This window comes from Crenobacter caeni (assembly GCF_010435965.1).
Lineage (GTDB): Bacteria > Pseudomonadota > Gammaproteobacteria > Burkholderiales > Chromobacteriaceae > Craterilacuibacter > Craterilacuibacter caeni.
This window is the reverse complement of sequence record NZ_JAAGAA010000003.1, coordinates 63,471-84,170: the sequence shown is the minus strand read 5'-3', so window position 1 is coordinate 84,170 and position 20,700 is coordinate 63,471. Positions and strand designations below refer to the sequence as shown.

At 64.6% G+C, this 20,700-nt stretch carries 21 protein-coding genes and 1 tRNA gene; 6 read left to right on the top strand and 16 right to left on the bottom strand.

The window, feature by feature from the left end:
• Position 1: 1 nt before the first annotated feature.
• The 14 genes from nuoK to tpiA form a co-directional block, all read right to left on the bottom strand.
• Positions 2-307, bottom strand: coding sequence for an NADH-quinone oxidoreductase subunit NuoK (nuoK, locus tag GZH52_RS04200; protein WP_136551978.1), 306 nt, complete (start codon positions 305-307; stop codon positions 2-4).
• A 10-nt stretch (positions 308-317) separates the two neighbouring features.
• Positions 318-962, bottom strand: a complete 645-nt coding sequence (locus GZH52_RS04195) for an NADH-quinone oxidoreductase subunit J (RefSeq protein WP_163315249.1) — start codon at positions 960-962, stop codon at positions 318-320.
• 9 nt (positions 963-971) lie between these two features.
• Complete coding sequence (gene nuoI / locus GZH52_RS04190; protein WP_163315248.1) at positions 972-1,451, bottom strand: NADH-quinone oxidoreductase subunit NuoI; 480 nt, start codon at positions 1,449-1,451, stop codon at positions 972-974.
• A gap of 21 nt (positions 1,452-1,472) precedes the next feature.
• The gene (nuoH, locus tag GZH52_RS04185; RefSeq protein WP_163315247.1) at positions 1,473-2,519 is read right to left on the bottom strand and encodes an NADH-quinone oxidoreductase subunit NuoH; all 1,047 of its coding nucleotides are present in this window, start codon (positions 2,517-2,519) and stop codon (positions 1,473-1,475) included.
• Between the two features lie 3 nt (positions 2,520-2,522).
• Entirely contained in the window at positions 2,523-4,847 is a 2,325-nt protein-coding gene (nuoG, locus tag GZH52_RS04180; protein WP_163315246.1) for an NADH-quinone oxidoreductase subunit NuoG, read from the bottom strand.
• A 3-nt stretch (positions 4,848-4,850) separates the two neighbouring features.
• On the bottom strand, positions 4,851-6,146 hold the full coding sequence (gene nuoF / locus GZH52_RS04175; protein WP_163315245.1) for an NADH-quinone oxidoreductase subunit NuoF: 1,296 nt from the start codon (positions 6,144-6,146) through the stop codon (positions 4,851-4,853).
• Entirely contained in the window at positions 6,146-6,646 is a 501-nt protein-coding gene (gene nuoE, locus GZH52_RS04170) for an NADH-quinone oxidoreductase subunit NuoE (RefSeq protein WP_163315244.1), read from the bottom strand. The genes nuoF and nuoE overlap by 1 nt, the downstream gene beginning before the upstream one ends.
• Positions 6,646-7,899, bottom strand: a complete 1,254-nt coding sequence (locus GZH52_RS04165) for an NADH-quinone oxidoreductase subunit D (RefSeq protein WP_163315243.1) — start codon at positions 7,897-7,899, stop codon at positions 6,646-6,648. Before GZH52_RS04165 ends, nuoE begins: the two co-directional genes overlap by 1 nt.
• Entirely contained in the window at positions 7,892-8,479 is a 588-nt protein-coding gene (locus GZH52_RS04160; protein ID WP_163315242.1) for an NADH-quinone oxidoreductase subunit C, read from the bottom strand. Before GZH52_RS04160 ends, GZH52_RS04165 begins: the two co-directional genes overlap by 8 nt.
• A gap of 10 nt (positions 8,480-8,489) precedes the next feature.
• Entirely contained in the window at positions 8,490-8,966 is a 477-nt protein-coding gene (locus GZH52_RS04155; protein ID WP_163315241.1) for a NuoB/complex I 20 kDa subunit family protein, read from the bottom strand.
• Positions 8,957-9,313 (bottom strand): NADH-quinone oxidoreductase subunit A, encoded by a 357-nt coding sequence (locus GZH52_RS04150; protein ID WP_136551988.1) that lies wholly within the window; start codon positions 9,311-9,313, stop codon positions 8,957-8,959. Before GZH52_RS04150 ends, GZH52_RS04155 begins: the two co-directional genes overlap by 10 nt.
• A 93-nt stretch (positions 9,314-9,406) precedes the next feature.
• Positions 9,407-9,492: transfer RNA gene (locus GZH52_RS04145), tRNA-Leu, on the bottom strand.
• Between the two features lie 17 nt (positions 9,493-9,509).
• A complete protein-coding gene (secG, locus tag GZH52_RS04140; RefSeq protein WP_136551989.1) occupies positions 9,510-9,857 on the bottom strand; it encodes a preprotein translocase subunit SecG in 348 nt (115 codons plus the stop codon).
• 11 nt (positions 9,858-9,868) lie between these two features.
• Positions 9,869-10,603 carry a triose-phosphate isomerase gene (gene tpiA / locus GZH52_RS04135; RefSeq protein WP_163315240.1) on the bottom strand — a complete coding sequence of 245 codons (735 nt, stop codon included), beginning with the start codon at positions 10,601-10,603 and terminating at the stop codon, positions 9,869-9,871.
• A 165-nt stretch (positions 10,604-10,768) separates the two neighbouring features.
• On the opposite strand from tpiA, the gene pstS reads away from it, so the two are divergent.
• The 6 genes from pstS (at position 10,769) to GZH52_RS04105 (ending at position 17,947) form a co-directional block, all read left to right on the top strand.
• Complete coding sequence (gene pstS / locus GZH52_RS04130) at positions 10,769-11,806, top strand: phosphate ABC transporter substrate-binding protein PstS (protein ID WP_163315239.1); 1,038 nt, start codon at positions 10,769-10,771, stop codon at positions 11,804-11,806.
• 72 nt (positions 11,807-11,878) lie between these two features.
• The gene (pstC, locus tag GZH52_RS04125; RefSeq protein WP_163315238.1) at positions 11,879-12,841 is read left to right on the top strand and encodes a phosphate ABC transporter permease subunit PstC; all 963 of its coding nucleotides are present in this window, start codon (positions 11,879-11,881) and stop codon (positions 12,839-12,841) included.
• 18 nt (positions 12,842-12,859) lie between these two features.
• A complete protein-coding gene (pstA, locus tag GZH52_RS04120; RefSeq protein ID WP_163315237.1) occupies positions 12,860-13,759 on the top strand; it encodes a phosphate ABC transporter permease PstA in 900 nt (299 codons plus the stop codon).
• A 9-nt stretch (positions 13,760-13,768) separates the two neighbouring features.
• Positions 13,769-14,533 carry a phosphate ABC transporter ATP-binding protein PstB gene (gene pstB / locus GZH52_RS04115; RefSeq protein WP_163315236.1) on the top strand — a complete coding sequence of 255 codons (765 nt, stop codon included), beginning with the start codon at positions 13,769-13,771 and terminating at the stop codon, positions 14,531-14,533.
• Between the two features lie 188 nt (positions 14,534-14,721).
• Entirely contained in the window at positions 14,722-16,296 is a 1,575-nt protein-coding gene (locus GZH52_RS04110; protein WP_163315235.1) for an inorganic phosphate transporter, read from the top strand.
• Between the two features lie 187 nt (positions 16,297-16,483).
• On the top strand, positions 16,484-17,947 hold the full coding sequence (locus GZH52_RS04105; protein WP_163315234.1) for an inorganic phosphate transporter: 1,464 nt from the start codon (positions 16,484-16,486) through the stop codon (positions 17,945-17,947).
• Between the two features lie 165 nt (positions 17,948-18,112).
• On the opposite strand, the gene recG is transcribed toward GZH52_RS04105, so the two are convergent.
• The gene (gene recG / locus GZH52_RS04100) at positions 18,113-20,155 is read right to left on the bottom strand and encodes an ATP-dependent DNA helicase RecG (protein ID WP_163315233.1); all 2,043 of its coding nucleotides are present in this window, start codon (positions 20,153-20,155) and stop codon (positions 18,113-18,115) included.
• A gap of 73 nt (positions 20,156-20,228) precedes the next feature.
• Positions 20,229-20,657, bottom strand: a complete 429-nt coding sequence (locus GZH52_RS04095; protein ID WP_163315232.1) for a DUF2147 domain-containing protein — start codon at positions 20,655-20,657, stop codon at positions 20,229-20,231.
• Positions 20,658-20,700 lie beyond the last annotated feature (43 nt).

Sequence of the window (20,700 nt, the reverse complement as noted above, 5' to 3'; positions counted from 1 at the left end):
GTCAGCCCTTCAGGCTGCCCAGGTCTTCAACGTTGATGGAGCGCTGGTTGCGGAACAGCACGACCAGGATCGCAAGGCCGATCGCGGATTCCGCGGCGGCCACCGTCAGGATGAAGAACACGAAGATCTGGCCGGCGGTGTCGGACAGATAGTGCGAGAAGGCAATGAAGTTGAAGTTCACGGCCAACAGCATCAGCTCGATCGCCATCAGGAGCACGATCACGTTCTTGCGGTTGAGGAAGATCCCCAGCACGCTGATCGAGAACAGCGCCGCGGCCAGCACCAGATAGTGGGTCAGGGTCAGCATCGTGCGCTCCTTACTGCGACTGGGCGGCATCCGCCGCTTCGGTTTGCGGCGCTTCTTCGCGCACCGCGTCCATCTTCACCACGCGAACGCGGTCGGCCGCCTTCACCTCGACCTGGCGCGCCGGGTCGACGTACTTGCCGTCCTTGCGCTCGCGCTGGGTCAGCGCGATCGCCGCGACAATCGCCAGCAGCAACAGCACCGCCGCCAGTTCGAACGGCATCAGGTAGGTGGTGTAGATCTCGAGGCCCAGCTGCTTGACGTTGCTCGCGTCGGCGGCCAGCGGCGCCGCCGGCGCGTAGTCGGCCAGGCGGGTCTCGGGCGCGGCGAGGATCAGCGCCATCTCGGCGGCCATGATCAGGCCGACGGTGGCCGCCAGCGGGAAGTGCCGCCAGAAGCCCTCGCGCAGCTGCTCGACGTTGATGTCGAGCATCATCACCACGAACAGGAACAGCACCATCACGGCGCCGACGTAGACGAGCACCAGCGAGATGGCCAGGAACTCGGCCTCCAGCAGCAACCAGTGCCCGGCGCTGGTGAAGAACGCCAGCACCAGCCACAGGGCGGCGTGCACCGGGTTCTTCGCCGTGATCACGCGAAACGCCGAGAACAGCAGGATCGCGGAGAGCACGTAAAAGACGATCATCGTAAAGCTCATGTTTCCCCCTTAGCGGTACTTGGCGTCGGCCGCCTTGTTCTTGGCGATTTCGGCTTCGTACTTGTCGCCGATCGCCAGCAGCATGGGCTTGGTGTAATAAAGGTCACCGCGCTTCTCGCCGTGGTACTCGAAGATATGCGTCTCGACGATCGCGTCGACCGGGCACGCCTCTTCGCAGAAACCGCAGAAGATGCACTTGGTCAGGTCGATGTCGTAGCGGCTGGTACGGCGGGTACCGTCGTCACGCTGCTCGGACTCGATGGTGATGGCCATGGCCGGGCATACCGCCTCGCACAGCTTGCACGCGATGCAGCGCTCTTCGCCGTTGGCGTAGCGGCGCTGCGCGTGCAGGCCGCGAAAACGCGGCGACAGCGGCGTCTTCTCTTCCGGGAACTGCACGGTGATCTTCGGCGCGAAGAAGTAGCGCAGCGTCACCGACAGGCCCTTGAGGAGCTCGACCAGGAAGAAGGTCTTGATAAATTTGTTCATCTTGTTTCTCCGGTCCCCGTCTTATGGCCACAAGGACAGCGGGCTCATCATCCACGCGCCGACTACCACCACCCACACCAGCGTCACCGGGATGAACACCTTCCAGCCCAGACGCATGATCTGGTCGTAGCGGTAGCGCGGGAATGTCGCGCGGAACCACAGGAAGCAGAACAGCACCAGCGCCATCTTGACGGCGAGCCAGAAGAAGCCGGACGCGCCGAGCAGGCCCCACGACGCCGGGAAAGGCGACAGCCAGCCGCCGAGGAACATGATCGAGGTCAGTGCCGCGATCAGGATCATGTTCGCGTACTCGGCGAGGAAGAACACCGCGAACGCCATGCCCGAGTACTCGACGTGGAAGCCGGCGACGATCTCCGATTCACCCTCGGCGACGTCGAACGGCGCACGGTTGGTTTCGGCGACACCCGAGATCAGGTAGACGATGAACATCGGGAACAGCGGCAGCCAGTTCCAAGACAGGATCGAACCGCCGGCCATGCCTGCGCCCTGCTGGTTGACGATCTCGACCAGGTTCAGGCTGCCCGACACCATCAGCACGCCGACCAGCGCGAAGCCCATCGCGATCTCGTACGAGACGATCTGCGCGGCCGAGCGCATCGCGCCCAGGAAGGAGTACTTCGAGTTGGCCGCCCAGCCAGCGACGATCACGCCGTACACGCCCATCGAAGTGATCGCCATGATGTAGAGCAGCGACGCGTCGATGTTGGCGAGCACCAGCCCGTCGCCGAACGGCACCACCGCCCACGCGGCGAGCGCCGGTGCGATCGACAGGATGGGGCCGACCAGGAACAGGGTCTTGTTCGACTTGGTCGGCAGGATGATCTCCTTCATCAGGAGCTTCACGCCGTCGGCGATCGGCTGCAGCAGCCCCTTGGGGCCGACCCGGTTCGGGCCGATCCGCAGTTGCATGTAACCGATCACCTTGCGCTCGGCGAGCGTCAGGTACGCCACCGCGCCCATCAGCGGGGCGACGATGGCGACGATCTTCAGCAGGGTCCACACGGCGAGCCCCGCCTCGTTGCCCAGAAGGCTTTGGAAAAACTCCATGGCTTACCCCCGTTTGATCTCGATGGCGTCAAAACGACCGCCCAGCGCCAGCGTGTCCTGGCTTGCCGCCGCCACGCGCACGCAGCCGGCCGCGAGGCCCGCGTCGACGCGCGCGCCCATCCGAACCTCTGCCCCGCCCTGCTTCAGCAGCACCTCGGTTGGTTCGCCCAGCGACGCGTAGAGGTCGGCCGACAGCAGCGCGACCGGCGCGGCCGCGTGCTCGGTCGCCTGCAGCGAAGCCGCGTTGCGGCAGATCGCGTCGACCGCGAACATCGGCACCTCGCCCACGCGCACGGTGGCCGCCTTGGCGGACACATCCGCGCGCACGTCAGACAGCGCGTTGTTCAGGCGGGACTCGATGCTGCCCACAGCGAGCAGTTCGGCACGCACGTCTTCGGCGCTGTTGAAGCCGAAACCGTCCAGTTGCAGCAGGTTGCCCAGCACGCGCAGCACCTTCCACGCCGGACGGGTCTCGCCCAGCGGCTTGACCACGCCGTTGAACAACTGCAGGCGGCCTTCCATGTTGACGAAGGAGCCGGCGGTCTCGCTGAACGGCGCGATGGGCAGCAGCACGTCGGCGTAGTCGGCGAGGCCTTCGCTGTCGAACGCGGTCAGCGCGATCACCGTCTGCGCCTGCTTCAGCGCGGCGACGGCGCCGGCGGCATCGTAGGCGTCGAACTCGGGCTCGGTGTTCAAGAGGAAGTAGGCCTTGCGCGGCTTGGCGAACATTTCGGCCGCGTTGGCGCCGCCGTCCTTGGGCAGCGCGCCGACCGCTTCCGCGCCGACGCTGTTGGCGGCGTCGGACAGCACGCCGAAACGGCCGCCGGCCACGCGGGCGATTTCTTGCGTGACTGCGTAGACGCTGGCGTAGTTCGGCAGTTGCTGCGCAAGCGCACCGATCACCACCGCACCCTTTTCGCCGTCGGCGAGGCTTTGCGCGATGGCGCGTGCTTCCGCCGAAACCTCGACGGAAGAGAGGTCGATCGCGGTGTCGCCACCCTTGATCTCGATGAGTGCCTTGAGTACCTGGGCGAGCGCACCCGCGAGGTTCTGCGGCGCAGCGAGCAGCTTGCCGTGCACGTTCATCAAGAGTTCGTCGTCGGCCACATGCACGACGCTGAGCTTCAGGCGCTTGCGCGCAGCCTGGCGCAGGCGCGCCGCGATCAGCGGCTGTTCGCTACGCAGGGTGCTGCCGACAACCAGCAGCGCGTCCAGTTGCGACAGCTCGGCCACCGGCAGGCCCAGCCATTCGCCGCCCTGGCGCAATGCGTCGGCGGAGAAGTCGCTACGGCCGAGGCGGTAGTCGATGTTGGTAACACCGAAGGCGCGTGCCAGTTTCTGCGCGAGGTACAGCTCTTCGGTCGTCGAGCGCGCGCCCAGCAGGAAGCCTACCGCGTCCTTGCCGTGGTCGGCCGACACGCCGTTCAGGCCCTTCACCACGTAGTTGAGCGCGGTTTCCCAGTCGGTGTCGTGCCACTTGCCGTCGAACTTGATCTTCGGGTTCTTCAGGCGGCGCTCGCTATTCAGGCCTTCGTACGAGAAGCGGTCACGGTCGGACAGCCAGCACTCGTTGATCGCCTCGTTCTCCAGCGGCAGCACGCGCATCACGGTGTTCTGCTTGACCTGGACGATCAGGTTGGCACCCAGGCCGTCGTGCGGGGCGACCGACTTGCGGCGAGACAGCTCCCACGAACGGGTGCTGTAGCGGAACGGCTTGGAGGTCAGCGCGCCGACCGGGCACAGGTCGATCACGTTGCCCGAAATTTCCGAGGTCACGGTCTTGCCGAGGAAGGGCAGGATTTCCGAGAACTCGCCTCGGTTGGCCATGCCGATTTCCTGAAAGCCGCCGATTTCCTCGGTGAAGCGCACGCAGCGCGTGCAGTGGATGCAGCGGCTCATTTCCTCGGCGGAAACCAGCGGGCCCATGTCCTTGCCCGGCACCGAGCGCTTTTCTTCCTGGTAGCGGGACTCGCTCTTGCCGTAGCCGACCGCGATATCCTGCAGCTGGCACTCGCCGCCCTGGTCGCAGATCGGGCAGTCCAGCGGGTGGTTGATCAGCAGGAACTCCATCACCCCCGCCTGCGCGGTCTTCGCCATGCTGGAGTGGGTATGCACCTTCATGCCGTCGGTGACCGGCGTCGCGCAAGCCGGCAAGGGCTTGGGCGCCTTCTCGACCTCGACCAGGCACATGCGGCAGTTCGCCGCGATCGAGAGCTTCTTGTGGTAGCAGAAATGCGGGATGTAGGTGCCGATCGAATGGGCTGCCTCCATCACCGTGCTGCCCTGCGGGGCGGTCAGTTTCTTGCCGTCGATTTCGATTTCAAGCATCGCTCAACACCATTTGTGGTTCACCAAGGGCTTCCCGTGTTCGATCAGATACTCGAACTCGTTGCGGAAGTGCTTGGTAAAGCTGCGGACCGGGAAAACGGCGGCGTCAGCCAGCGCGCAGATGGTGCGCCCGGCCATGTTGTTGCCGACGGAGTCCAGCAATTCGAGGTCACCCGGACGGCCCTGGCCGTTCGCGATCCGGTGGATCACCTTGTACAGCCAGCCCGTGCCTTCGCGGCACGGCGTGCACTGGCCGCAGGACTCTTCGTGGTAGAAGTACGCGAGGCGTTCGAGCGCGCGCACCATGCACACGTCTTCGTTCATCACGATGACCGCCCCCGAGCCCAGCATGGAGCCGGCCTTCGAGATGCTGTCGTAGTCCATGGTCAGGCCCATCATCACGTCGCCCGGCAGCACCGGCGCGGACGAGCCACCCGGGATCACCGCCTTGAGCTTCTTGCCGTCACGCATGCCGCCGGCCATCTCCAGGAGTTCGGAGAAGGGGGTACCCAGCGGGATCTCATAGTTGCCCGGACGGTTCACGTGGCCGGACACCGAAAAGAGCTTGGTGCCGCCGTTGTTCGGCTTGCCCGCTTCCAGGAACTTCTGCGCGCCGTCACGGATGATAAACGGCACGGAGGCGAAGGACTCGGTGTTGTTGATGGTGGTCGGCTTGCCATACAGGCCGAACGACGCCGGGAACGGCGGCTTGAAGCGCGGCTGGCCCTTTTTGCCTTCCAGCGATTCCAGGAGCGCGGTTTCCTCGCCGCAGATATACGCGCCGTAGCCGTGCGCGGCGTACAGCTCGAAATTGAAGCCCGAGCCGAGGATGTTGTTGCCGAGGAAACCGGCAGCGCGCGCCTCTTCGATTGCTTCCTCGAACTGCTCGTACGCCTCGAAGATCTCGCCGTGGATGTAGTTGTAACCGGCGCGGCAACCCATCGCGTAACCGCCGATGATCATGCCCTCGATCAGCGCGTGCGGGTTGAAGCGTAGGATGTCGCGGTCCTTGAAGGTGCCCGGCTCGCCCTCGTCGGTGTTGCACACCACGTACTTGTCGCCCTGGAAGGCGCGCGGCATGAAGCTCCACTTGAGGCCGGTCGGGAAGCCCGCGCCGCCACGGCCGCGCAGGCCGGAGTTCTTGACCTCGGCGATCACCTCGTCCTGCGGCATCGCGCCTTGCAGGATCTTTTTCAGCGCGGCGTAGCCGCCGCGTGCCTCGTAGGCGGCCAGACGCCAGGCGTTCGCGTCCTGGGTGTCGACGCCTTCGAAAATCACGCCACTTTTGAAGATCGCCATTACTTGAGCTCCGCCAGTTTCTTGTCGATGGCTTCGGGCGACATGTGGCTGCACATATGGTGGTTGTTCACCAGCAGCACCGGTGCGTCGCCGCAGGCGCCCATGCACTCGCCCTCGAGCAGGGTGTACTTGCCGTCGGCCGAGGTCTCGCCGATGGCGATCCCCAGTTTTTCGGAAATGTACTTGGCGGCGGAGACGCCGCCGGAGAGCGCGCACGGCAGGTTGGTGCAGACGGTGATCTTGTACTGCCCCACCGGCTTCATGTCGTACATGTTGTAGAAAGTGGCGACCTCGTACGCGGCCACCGGGGCGATGCCCAGGTAGTTGGCGACGAACTCGATCACGTCAGCGTTCAGGCAGCGCGCGTCCGGCGTCTGGCCCAGTTCCCGACGTTCAGTCAGCGCGATCCTCAGCGCGGCCATCACCGCCGAACGCTTCTGGTCGGCGGGGTACTTGGCGACTTCGCGGTCGATCTTTGCAAGCGATTGTGCGGACAGCATCAGCGGTCAATCTCCCCAAACACGATATCCTGCGTGCCGATGATCGCGACGACGTCGGCGATCATGTGGCCGCGCGACATTTCGTCCAGACCCGCCAGGTGGGCGTAGCCGGGCGCGCGGATCTTCAGGCGGTACGGCTTGTTCGCGCCGTCGGAGACGAGGTAGATGCCGAACTCGCCCTTCGGGTGTTCGGTACCGACGTAGACCTCGCCCTCCGGCACGTGCATGCCTTCGGAGAAGAGCTTGAAGTGGTGGATCAGCTCTTCCATGTTCGACTTCATCGCCTCGCGCGACGGCGGCGCCACCTTGTGGTTGTCGCTGATCACCGGGCCCGGGTTGTCGCGCAGCCACTTTACGCACTGGGCGATGATGCGGTTGGACTGGCGCATCTCCTCGACGCGCACCAGGTAGCGGTCGTAGCAGTCGCCGGTGACGCCGACCGGCACGTCGAAGTCCATCTCGGCGTACACGTCGTAAGGCTGGGTCTTCCTAAGGTCCCATGCGATGCCGGAACCGCGCAGCATCGGGCCGGTGAAGCCCAGTTGCAGCGCGCGCTCGGGGGTGACCACGCCGATGCCGACCGTACGCTGCTTCCAGATGCGGTTGTCGGTGAGCAGCGTCTCGTACTCGTCGACGCAGGCCGGGAAGCGGCGGGTGAAGTCCTCGATGAAGTCGAGCATCGAGCCCTGGCGGTTCTCGTTCAGGCGCGCGATTTCCTTCGCGTTGCGGATCTTGGACGCGGTGTACTGCGGCATGGTGTCCGGCAGGTCGCGGTAGACGCCGCCCGGGCGGAAGTACGCCGCGTGCAGACGCGCGCCGGACACCGCCTCGTAGCAGTCCATCAGGTCTTCGCGCTCGCGGAACGCGTACAGGAACATCGTCATCGCGCCGATGTCGATCGAGTGCGCACCGATCCACAGCAGGTGGTTCAGGATGCGGGTGATCTCGGCGAACATCACGCGGATGTACTGCGCGCGGATGGGCACGTCGACGCCGGTCAGCTTCTCGATCGCCAGGCAGTAGGCGTGCTCGTTGCACATCATCGACACGTAGTCGAGACGGTCCATATACGGCAGCGACTGGATGAAAGTCTTCTGCTCGGCCAGCTTCTCGGTGCCGCGGTGCAACAGGCCGATATGCGGGTCGGCGCGCTGCACCACCTCGCCGTCCAGTTCGAGCACCAGGCGCAGCACGCCGTGCGCGGCCGGGTGCTGCGGGCCGAAGTTCAGCGTGTAATTGCGGATATCAGCCACCGTAGTTCTCCTCGCGGACGATGCGCGGCGTGATCTCGCGCGGCTCGATGGTGACCGGCTGGTAGACCACGCGTTGCTGCGTCGCGTCGTAGCGCATTTCGACAAAGCCTGACACCGGGAAGTCCTTGCGGAACGGGTGGCCGACGAAACCGTAATCGGTCAGCAGGCGGCGCAGGTCGGGGTGGCCTTCGAACATCAGGCCGTACAGGTCGAACGCCTCGCGCTCGTACCAGTTCAGGCAGTTCCAGACGCCGGTCAGCGTCGGCAGGACGGGAAAATCGTCGTCTTCGGCGAAACAGCGCAGGCGCAGGCGGACATTGTGCTGGACCGACAGCAACTGGTAGACGGCCGCGAAGCGCGGGCCGTCCCAGGGTTGGTCCTTGTAGGCGCTGTAGTCCATGCCGCACATATCGATGCACTGCTCGAAGCCGGCCTGATCGCGCAGGATGGTGGCGACTTCGAGCAAGTCTTGAGCCTTGCATACGACAGTCAGCTCATTATACGCCATTGTGCTATGCACAACACGCGACGCGAGCAGACCCTCGACGCTCGACTTGAGCGCTTCCAGTTTGGAGGCCATGGTTACTCCCTTAGCGGGCGATGGTGTTGGTGCGTTTGATCTTGTTCTGCAGCTGGATGATGCCGTACAGCAAGGCTTCCGCGGTCGGCGGGCAGCCCGGCACGTAGACGTCGACCGGCACGATGCGGTCACAGCCACGGACGACCGAGTACGAGTAGTGGTAGTAGCCGCCACCGTTGGCGCACGACCCCATCGACAGCACCCAGCGCGGCTCGGCCATCTGGTCGTACACCTTGCGTAGCGCGGGCGCCATCTTGTTGCACAGCGTGCCGGCGACGATCATCAGGTCGGATTGGCGGGGACTCGGACGGAACACGATGCCGAAACGATCGAGGTCGTAACGCGACGCCCCGGCGTGCATCATTTCCACCGCGCAGCAGGCAAGGCCGAAGGTCATCGGCCACATCGAACCCGTGCGGGTCCAGTTGATGAGGGTATCAGCCGTGGTGGTGATGAAACCCTTCTCGAGGATACCTTCTACTCCCATTCCAGCGCCCCCTTCTTCCATTCATAGATAAAGCCGATCGTCAGGATGGCCAGGAAGACCAGCATGGCGCCGAAGCCGAACATGCCGATATCCCGCAGCACGACGGCCCACGGGAACAGGAAGGCGATTTCGAGATCGAACAGGATGAACAGAATCGCGACGAGGTAGTAACGCACATCAAAACGCATGCGCGTGTCTTCGAAGGCCTCGAAGCCACACTCGTACGGAGACAGTTTCTCGGCGTCGGGTCTGTTGGGTGCGACGAGCTTACCGAGGACGATAGGCCCGACACCGACCAGCAGGCCGATGACGACAAACATCAAGATGGGAAAATAATTTTGCAGCATTTCCCGATTACCCCTAAAAAAAGGAGGTTTCCCTCCTGCGCTCCAAAAAAAAACAGGTCAACGGTTTCCCGATGACCTGTTTTTTAGATTTTGTGGTGCCGACAGTGAGACTCGAACTCACACAGCCTATGGCCACTACCCCCTCAAGATAGCGTGTCTACCAATTTCACCATGTCGGCACTGAACAAACCTTGGTTTACTCCGGTATTGCGGGACCGGGTTTATTATTATCAGCCGCACCGCCCGGGACTTGCGGCGCGGACTGCTGTACACCACCCATCACACCCAAATCGTTCTGTCTCTCGATGGACAGATAGGACAGAGCAAGACAGGTCGAGAAGAAGACGACCGCGAGTACCGCAGTGCTCCGACTCATAAAATTCGAGGAACCAGAGGCTCCAAACAGACTGCCGGACGAACCGCCACCACCACCGAAAGCCGCACCCATATCAGCGCCCTTGCCGTGCTGCAACAGAACAAGGACGATCACGGCGACTGCGGAGAGCAGATTCACGATCCAGAGCAGTGTTTTCAGGAGTTCCATGTTACCTACTTTTATGCGGCATTGCAAATCGATTTAAACGTTTCGGCATCCAGCGAAGCTCCACCTACCAGCGCCCCGTCTACCCCGGGCACTGAAAAGATCGCTTCAGCGTTGTCTGCCTTGACGCTGCCGCCGTAGAGGACGCGAATATTATCAGCGCCCCTACCGCATTGCAATAGCCATTTTTTGATTTCCTGGTGGATTTCTTCAATTTGGCCGGTTTCTGCCACTTTTCCGGTACCAATCGCCCAAACCGGTTCGTAGGCGACCACCAGACTGCGCCCCGCGTAAGCCTCAAGCACGGACAGCTGCGCGCGGATCACCGCCAGCGCCGCCCCCGCCTCGCGCTCGGCGAGCGTCTCGCCGACGCACAGCACCGGGATGAGTCCGGCCTGATGGCAGGCCTCGAGCTTGTCCGTGAGCACGGCGTTGTCCTCGCCGAAGTACTGGCGACGCTCGGAATGGCCGACCAGCACGTAGCGCACCCCCAGGTCCGCCAGCATCGCGGCGGACACCTCGCCGGTATACGCGCCGTCGCCGGCAAAGCGGCTGACATCCTGCGCGCACAGCGCGAGCGGCGTACCCTCGAGCGCAGCCGCCAGCTGACCGAGGTAGGCGGCAGGCGGCGCGACGCCGACGCCTTCGCGGCACACTTCGGGCAGCGCCTTGAGCGCCCGGAGCAAATCCGCGTTGCGCCCGGTACGTCCATTCATCTTCCAGTTGCCGATGACCAGCTTCTCGCTCATGACCCTTGATTCCCTGCTTGATATTCGATGCGCCGTATTATGTCAGAGCCGCGCAGGGTGCGGCTACGCGGGTCCTGGCCCGGCCGGTTTGCAACATGTAATATTTCTGCAAAGAAAGCCGATTACGATGCCGACATCCCAACCCGACACCCAACCGGAGTCAGCATGAAACAGACCGTCCGCTTCGCCGCCACGATCGCCCTGTGCGGCGGTTTTGCAGCCCCCGCCTTCGCCGCCGACATCACCGGCGCCGGCGCGTCCTTCCCCTACCCGCTGTACGCCAAGTGGGCCGAGGCGTACAAGGCCAAGACCGGCAACCAGGTGAACTACCAGTCGATCGGCTCCGGCGGCGGCATCAAGCAGATCGAATCGAAGACGGTCGACTTCGGCGCCTCCGACATGCCGCTCAAGGCGGAAGACCTGGCCAAGAAGGGTCTGGTGCAGTTCCCGACCGTGATCGGCGGCGTGGTGCCGGTGGTCAACCTGCCCGGCGTCACCCCGGGCCAGCTCAAGCTGACCGGCGCGCTGTTGGCCGACATTTACCTCGGCAAGGTCAACAACTGGAGCGACCCGGCGATCGCCAAGCTGAACCCGGGCGTCAAGCTGCCCAGCCAGAAGATCACCCCGGTACGCCGCTCCGACGGTTCGGGCACCACCTTCGTGTTCACCGACTACCTGTCCAAGGTGTCGCCGGAGTGGAAGTCCGCCATCGGCGCCAACACCACCGTCGCCTGGAAGGTCGGCGTCGGCGGCAAGGGCAACGAAGGCGTCGCCAACTACGTGAACCGCATCAAGGGTTCGGTCGGCTACGTCGAGTACGCGTACGCCAAGGTCAACAAGCTCTCGCACGCTGCCGTGCAGAACGCCGCCGGCACCTTCGTGCAGCCGGACGACAAGACCTTCGCCGCCGCAGCAGCTGGCGCAGACTGGAAGGGCACGCCGGGCTTCAGCCTGATCCTGACCAACGCGCAGGGCAAGGAGAGCTGGCCGATCACCAGCGCGACCTTCATCCTGATGCAGAAGAGCACCGACAAGGCCGAGGGCAGCGCCGAAGCGCTGAAGTTCTTCGACTGGGCGTACAAGGACGGCAGCCAGATGGCGCTGCAACTGGACTACGTGCCGTTGCCGGCGAACGTGCAGAACCTGATCCGCACCTCGTGGAAAGACATCAAGACCAGCGCCGGCCAGAGCGTCTGGAAATAAGCGGGACACACCGCTGAGAAATCCGGCCGGGGGACTCCCCCGGCCTTTTGCCTGAAATACCGAGTCACGCGCATGGAAAAATACCAGAACACCCCGCAGCTCAAGCGCCAGCTCCTGATCGACACGCTGTTCCGCAACAGCACGCGTTTCTTTGCCTTCCTGGTGCTCGCGCTCTTGGTCGGCATCATGCTCTCCTTGCTGGTCGGCGCGATGCCGACCATCCGCCAGCAGGGCCTGGGCTTTTTGACCAGCACGGCGTGGGACCCGGTGACCGAAGAATTCGGCGCGCTGGTGCCGATCTACGGCACCCTGCTGACCTCCTTCATCGCCCTGCTGATCGGCGTGCCGGTCAGCTTCGGCATCGCGCTGTTTTTGACCGAACTCTCCCCCACCTGGCTCAAGCGCCCGCTGGGCATCGCGGTCGAACTGCTCGCCGGCATCCCGTCCATCATTTACGGCATGTGGGGCCTGTTCGTGTTCGCGCCGTGGTTCGGCGACAACATCCAGCCCTGGCTGATCGACAACCTGGGCGAGATGCCGGTGATCGGCTTCCTGTTCCAGGGCGCGCCGATGGGCATCGGCATGTTCACCGCCGGCCTGATCCTCGCGATCATGGTGATCCCGTTCATCGCCTCGGTGATGCGCGACGTGTTCGAGGTGGTGCCGGCCATGCTCAAGGAGTCTGCGTACGGGCTGGGTGCGACGACCTGGGAAGTCGTTCGCAACGTGGTGCTGCCCTATACCAAGACCGGCGTGATCGGCGGCATCATGCTCGGCCTGGGCCGCGCGCTGGGCGAGACCATGGCGGTCACCTTCGTGATCGGCAACTCGACCATCTTCTCGACCGGCCTCTTCGACGCGGGCAACTCGATCGCGTCGGCGCTCGCCAACGAATTCGCCGAGGCCACCAGCGAAGCGCACCTGTCGGCACTGATCTCGCTGGGCCTGATCCTGTTCTTCATCACCTTCGTCGTCCTCGCCTGCTCCAAGCTGCTGCTACTGCGCCTGAAGAAGCAGGAAGGCCGCGGCACCTGAGCGCGGAGAGTACAACGGATGCAACACACCCTCAGCAACGCTAGCAAGGCCAAGACCGTGAAAAGCTTTACCCGCAACAACGCGATCTACCGCAAGCGCCGCCTCGTCAACCTGTTCAATATGGGCGCGTCGATGGCGACCATGGCGTTCGGCCTGTTCTGGCTGGCGTGGATCCTGCTCACCCTGCTGCGCTACGGCCTCGAAGGGCTGTCGCCGGCGGTGTTCACCGAGATCACCCCGCCGCCGGGGTCCGCCGGGGGCCTCGCCAACGCCATCGTCGGCTCGCTGACCATGACCTTCTTCGGCACGCTGATCGGCACCCCGATCGGCATCCTGGCCGGCATTTACCTGTCCGAGTACGGCAGCCGCGGCTATCTGGCACCGGCGACCCGCTTCATCAACGACATCCTGCTCTCGGCGCCGTCCATCGTGATCGGCCTGTTCGTGTACGAGGTGTACGTGCTGTCGGTCGGCCACTTCTCCGGCTGGGCCGGCTCGTTCGCGCTGTCGCTGCTGGTGATTCCGGTCGTGGTGCGCACCACCGAGAACATGCTGCGCCTGGTGCCGGGCAGCCTGCGCGAAGCGGCCTTCGCGCTGGGCGCACCGCAGTGGAAGGTAACCATGCAGGTGACGCTGCGCGCGGCCAAGGCCGGCGTGACCACCGGCATCCTGCTCGCGGTCGCGCGCATCTCGGGCGAAACTGCGCCGCTCCTGTTCACCGCACTGAACAACCAGTTCTGGAGCAACATGAACCAGCCGATGGCCAACCTGCCCATCGTCATCTTCCAGTTCGCGATGAGCCCGTACGAAGACTGGCACAAGCTGGCGTGGGCCGGCTCCCTGCTGATCACCTTCAGCGTCCTGACCCTGAACATCGTGGCCCGCTACCTTGGCCGCCAGAAAACCCAATCCCACTAAGTACCCACCATGACCGAACAGAACATCAAGCTCAAGGTCCGCGACCTCAACTTCTATTACGGCAATTTCCAGGCGCTCAAGGGGATCAACCTGGACATTCCGAGCAAGCAGGTGACCGCCTTCATCGGCCCGTCCGGCTGCGGCAAGTCGACGCTTCTGCGCATCTTCAACCGCATGTACGAGCTGTACCCGGGCATGCGCGCCGAGGGCGAGATCCTGATGGACGGCCAGAACATCCTCAGCCGGGACGTTGACGTCAACCTGTTGCGCGCACAGGTCGGCATGGTGTTCCAGAAGCCGACGCCGTTCCCGATGTCGATCTACGACAACATCACCTTCGGCGTGAAGCTGTACGAGAACCTCAGCCGCAGCGAGATGGACGACCGCGTCGAGTGGGCGCTGAAGAAGGCCGCGCTGTGGAACGAGGTGAAGGACAAGCTCAAGCAGTCGGGCAACTCGCTCTCCGGCGGCCAGCAGCAGCGCCTGTGCATCGCGCGCGCCGTCGCCACCCGCCCCGAGGTGCTGCTGCTGGACGAACCGACCTCGGCGCTCGACCCGATCTCGACCGCGCATATCGAAGAGCTGGTGCACGAACTCAAGCAGGACTACACCATCGCGATCGTCACCCACAATATGCAGCAGGCGGCGCGGGTGTCCGACTACACCGCCTACATGTACCTGGGCGACCTGGTCGAGTTTGGCGAAACCGACACCATCTTCACCGCGCCGTCCAAGAAGGCGACCGAAGACTACATCACCGGCAAGTTCGGCTGACACGCTACACAGCCATGCCATCCGGCAACCCGACCATCCCGGCGCTTGGCGCCGGGATTTTTCTTTGCATTTAACAGTTTAAGCAGTACTACAAAAAGAAACCGGATGGTAACATTCGCGCTCACCTGACCGGCCCGCACGGCTTCCTGCGGGCCTTTGCTTTTTTGCACCGAATACAGGATCTGATTGTGGACCTTCACGATTACAGCGAAATCTCCAAGGCGGCCGAACGCGGCCGCAACGATTTCGTCCGCCTGGGCCTGGCGCTGCTCTTCATCGTCGGCGCCGTCATTTACAGCACCACGCTTGGCCATATCAGCCTGCCGATGATGGTCGCCGCCGGGATCGGCGCCTACATGGCGATGAATATCGGCGCCAACGACGTCGCCAACAACGTTGGCCCCGCCGTCGGCTCCAAGGCACTGACCATGGGCGGCGCGCTGGTGATCGCCGCCGTGTGCGAGGCGGCCGGCGCGCTGATCGCCGGCGGCGAAGTGGTGTCGACCATCCGCAGCGGCATCATCGACCCCTCGCTGATCCCGGACAAGGCCGCCTTCATCTGGATCATGATGTCGGCGCTGCTCGCCGCCGCCTTGTGGCTGAACGTCGCCACGCTGGTCGGTGCACCGGTGTCGACCACCCACTCCATCGTCGGCGCGCTGCTGGGCGCCGGCGTGATGGCGGCAGGCTTCGGCATCGCCAACTGGGGCAAGGTCGTGCAGATCGCCGCCAGCTGGGTGATCTCGCCGGTAATGGGGGGCATCGTTGCCGCGGGCTTCCTCTACTTCATCAAGCGCACCATCACCTACCAGAGCGACATGCGCGCGGCCGCCGCGCGCATCGTGCCGGTGCTGATCGGCCTGATGGTCGGCGTGTTCGCCGCCTACCTGATGCTCAAGGGGCTGTCCAAGCTGTGGAAAGTCGGCTTTGTCGAGGCGCTGCTCGGCGGCGCCGGCCTCGGCGTGGTGTCCTACCTGGTGCTCAAGCCGGTAATCGCGCGCCGCGCCGCGCGCTCGGAAAACACCAAGCAGGCGATCAACGCGCTGTTCACCTGGCCGCTGATCATGTCTGCCGCGCTCTTGAGCTTCGCACACGGCTCGAACGACGTCGCCAACGCGATCGGCCCGCTGGCCGCCATCGTCGACGCGCTGCAGACCAGCGGCAGCGAGATCGGCGCGTCCGCCGGCATCCCGCTGTGGGTGATGCTGGTCGGCGCGCTCGGCATCTCGGTCGGCCTCGCGCTGTTCGGCCCCAAGGTGATCCGCACCGTCGGCAACGAGATCACCGAGCTTGACCAGATGCGCGCGTACTCGATCGCGATGTCGGCGACCGTCACCGTGATCCTGGCGAGCCAACTCGGCCTGCCGGTCAGCTCGACGCATATCGCGGTCGGCGGCGTGTTCGGCATCGGCTTCTTGCGCGAACACCTGAAGAACCGCTACGCGATCATGATCGCGCAGATCAAGGCGCACCACCCGGAGGACGACCAGCCGGCGATCGACGCCTTCATCACGTCTTTCACCGCCGCCTCGATCGAACAGAAGGGGCAGATGCTCAAGGATCTCAAGCAGCGGATGAAGTCGCTGCAGGACCCGGCGCATTTCTCCAAGCGCGAGCGCAAGGAACTGCGCCAGGTCTACAAGACCGAGCTGGTGAAGCGCTCGCTGATCAAGCGGATCGCGGCGGCCTGGGTGATCACCGTCCCCGCCTCCGCGCTGATGTCGGCCGCGATCTACCTCGTGCTGCAGCAACTGGGTTTCTGACCCGAATTCCCCTACGCTGCCGGCTTTCGCCGGCAGCGTTTTTTCCAGCAAAATCAGCCAGATTCCCCGCCTGATACCGATAGGCGACGTACACCTTCGGAATCGTGTAATTTCCCCTACAAAATGCCTTGACGCGACCGCGCTTGCCCCCAACAATCGCGCCTTCCTATGACAACAGCAGTCCATCATGCTTGAACTGTTCAGCGACCTTAGCCCCGCCCTCGCGATCACCCTCGTGCTCTCCCTGGGGCTGGTCCTCGCCTTCGAATTCATCAACGGTTTTCACGACACCGCCAACGCGGTGGCCACCGTCATCTACACCCAGTCGATGAAACCGCAGCTCGCGGTCGTCGCGTCGGGCATCTTCAACTTCCTGGGCGTGATGGCCGGCGGCCTCGCCGTCGCCTACGCGATCGTCCACCTGCTGCCGGTCGACCTCCTGGTCTCGATCAACAGCGCACGCGGCATGGCGATGGTATTTGCGCTATTGACCGCCGCCATCGTGTGGAACCTCGGCACCTGGTACTTCGGCCTGCCCGCGTCCAGCAGCCACACCCTGATCGGTGCGCTGCTGGGCGTCGGCGTCGCCAACGCCTGGCTGAACAACGCGCCGCTGACCCAGGGCATCAACTGGGGCAAGGCGCTCGACGTCGGCACCTCGCTGCTGCTCTCGCCGCTGTTGGGCGGGGTGGTCGCCGCGCTGATCCTGCTTGCGCTGCTGCGCTTTCGGGCGCACAGCAACATCCACCGCACGCCGTTCCAGCGCCAGCAGATCGAGGGGCGCAAGCACCCGCCGTTCTGGTCGCGCTTCATGCTGATCGTCTCGGCGATGGGGGTGAGCTTCGCGCACGGCTCGAACGACGGCCAGAAGGGCGTCGGCCTGATCATGCTGGTGCTGATCGGCATCGTGCCGGCCAAGTTCGTGCTCAACCTGGACAGCACGCCTTACCAGATCGAGCGCACCCGCGACGCCGCCGTCCACCTGCAGCAGTTCTACGAGCGCAAGGCGCCCGAACTCTCCGCGCTGATCGCCAAGATGCCGCCGAAGAAGGACACCGGCCGCTTCCAGTGCCACCCGCTGGCCACCGCCGAAACGGCCAACGTGCTGGCCGGCCTGCTGGACACCACCGACTACCACAAGCTCGACAAGCAGCAGCGCTGGGACGTGCGTACCGACCTTCTGTGCCTGGACGACGCCGCGAAGATCGCGCTGAAGCTGCCGGGGCTGACCGCAGCCGAGAAGGCGCACCTGACCGGCCTGCGCAAGGATCTGACCGCGACCACCGAGTACGCGCCGACCTGGGTGATCGTCGCCGTCGCGCTCGCTTTGGGCATCGGCACCATGGTCGGCTGGAAGCGCGTGGTGCGCACCGTCGGCGAAGGCATCGGCAAGAAGGACATGACGTACGCGCAGGGCGTGTCGGCGCAGCTGACCGCGGCCACCGCCATCGGCGCGGCCAGCGTGTTCGGCTTCCCGGTGTCGACCACGCAGGTGCTCTCCAGCGCGGTCGCCGGCACCATGCTCGCCAACCGCTCGGGCCTGCAGATGTCGACCATCCGCAACATCCTGCTCGCGTGGCTGTTCACGTTGCCGGTGGCGATGGGGCTGGCCGCCGGCCTCTATATCGCCGGCGCCCGCTTCTTCGGATAAAGAGAGTAGATAATCTCTAACGAATGAAAAATTGATCTGGATCAACAAGGCCGCCAGGATGACGCGCTAACATCCATCCCGCTTCATCATGGTTTCTCCTTTGTTGTTTGCAGCAATATCCCATTCGCCCCGACCCCTCAGTCGGGGCCTTTTTTTGCCCGTCGTTCAGGCCTTCAGGAAATGCTCGCGCCCGGCGAGCCAGCGCGCCAGGTGCGCGTGTGCGACCTCGGGCATCCTGGACAGCAGCTCCGGCGCCAGCGCGCGCGCCTCTTCAAGCAGCCCGCTGTCGGCCTCCAGGTCGGCAAAGCGCAGCATCGGCACACCGCTTTGCCGCGCGCCGAGGAACTCGCCGGGGCCGCGGATCAACAGGTCCTGCCGCGCGATCTCGAAGCCGTCGGTGTTTTCGTAGATCACCCTGAGCCGCGCCTTGGCAAGGTCCGACAGCGGTTGCTCGAACAGCAGCACGCAACTACTCTTGGCCGCACCGCGGCCGACGCGTCCGCGCAACTGGTGCAGCTGCGCGAGCCCCATCCGCTCGGCGTGCTCGATCACCATCAGGCTCGCGTTGGGCACGTCGACGCCGACCTCGATCACGGTGGTCGCGACCAGCACGTCAATGCTGCCTGCCGCGAAGGCCGCCATCACCTCGGCTTTTTCCGCCGCCTTCATCCGCCCGTGCACCAGCGCGACGCGCCGCTCGGGCAACGCAGCGCCCAGCTCCTGATGGGTGTCGACCGCCGTCTGCAGGGTCAGCGTCTCGCTCTCCTCGATCAGCGGGCACACCCAGTACGCCTGCCGGCCCTCCCCGCACACCTTGTTAACAAAACCGACCACCTCGCCCCGCCGCTCGGCCGACACCAGCCGGGTGACGATCGGCGTGCGCCCGGGCGGCAGCTCGTCGATCACCGACACGTCAAGATCGGCGTAGTAGCTCATCGCCAGCGTGCGCGGGATCGGCGTCGCCGACATCATCAGTTGGTGCGGCGAGCCGCCCTTGCCCTGCAAGGCGAGGCGCTGGCCGACGCCGAAGCGGTGCTGCTCGTCGACGATCACCAGCCCCAGCCGCTCGAAGGCGACGTCGTCCTGGAAGAGCGCGTGGGTACCGACCGCGAGGCGCGCCTCGCCCGAGGCGATGCGCGCTGCCATCGCCTCGCGCGCCTTCTTCCTCAGGCTGCCGGACAGCCACGCCACCTCGACGCCCAGTGGGGCGAGCCAGGCGGAGAGTTTGAGGTAGTGCTGCTCGGCGAGGATCTCGGTCGGCGCCATCAGCGCGACCTGGTAGCCCGCCTCGATCGCGGCGAGCGCCGCCATCGCCGCGACGATGGTCTTGCCGCTGCCCACGTCCCCCTGCAGCAGCCGGTTCATCGGGTGCGGCTTGGCAAGGTCAACCTCGATTTCAGCCAGCACGCGTTGCTGCGCGCCGGTCAGCGCGAAAGGCAAGCTCTGGGCCAGGCGCGCGCGCAAGGCGCCGTCGCCGACAATCGCCGGCGCGTGCCCTTGTCTGCGCGCACGGTAGGCCAGGCGCATCGACAGTTGCTGCGCGAGCAGCTCGTCGAATTTCAGCCGCTGCCACGCCGGCAAGGCCGGGTCGGCGAGCGCCGAAGCGCCAAGCTCCGGCGGCGGCGCGTGCAACAGGCGTACCGCGTCGGCAAACGGCAGCAGGCGGTAGCGCGCGCGTACCGCGTCGGGCAGGGTATCGTTAAGCGGCAGGGATTTGAGCTCCGCCGCGATCATGCGCCTGAGCACCGGCTGGGTCAGGCCGTTCACCGTCGGGTAGATAGGCGTCAGCCGCTCGGCCAGCGCGTCGCCCTCGTGCACGTCGCGCAGCTTGGGGTGGACCATCTCGTCGCCGAAGTAACCGCGGCGGATCTCGCCCAATGCGCGCACGCGGTGGCCGACGGCAAGCTGCTTTTGCTGGCTGGGGTAGAAATGGATGAAGCGCAGCACCAGGCTGGCGCTGCCGTCGCGCAGGCGCGCCACCAGCTGGCGACGCGGCCTGAACTGCACCTCACACGAGGTGACCTCGCCCTCGACTAGCACATGCTGGCCGTAAGGCGCGTCGGCGATCGGGTAGAGGTGGGTCTCGTCCTCGTAGCGCAACGGCAGGTGCAGCACGAGGTCGAAGCGGCGGCGGATGCCCAGCTTCTCGAGTTTCTTCAGCGTGGCGTCCTGGGCAGCGGGCGCCTGATGGGCAAGGTCGGCACTCATGCGCCGATTCTACCGGAAATAAAAAAACGGAAAGCCCTCCGGCCTTCCGTTCTGTACCGCAAGGGCAGAGTGCTTACGGCTTGACCCAGGTCTGGGTGCGGCCAAGCAAGGCCATGCCGAGGAAACCGCGCACCTCGAGCTTGTCGCCGACCACCTTGAGCTTGGCGCTGTAGACCTTGCCCGTTTTCGGGTCGAGGATCTTGCCGCCTTCCCATGCGTCGCCATCTTTCTTCAGGCCCCACAGGATGTTCATGCCGACCACCGGCTTGTCCTTGTTGGCGCCGTCGCACTTGCCGCACACGGCGTCCGGGTTGTTGAACAGTTTGACGATCTTGCCGCTAAGCTCACCCGAAGCCGACTCCGAGATCTGCACCAGCGCCTTGGGCTGCTTGGTCTCGTCGTCGATGGTCTTCCAGGTGCCAACCGCGCCGGCCGCCCAGGCGCTGCCGCACAACAGCACGCCGGCGAGCACCGCCGCGCCCTTGTTCAGGATCCCCTTCATTATTTTCTCCTCGTTTTCAAACGGTGGTTTGAGTGGTTGCTCG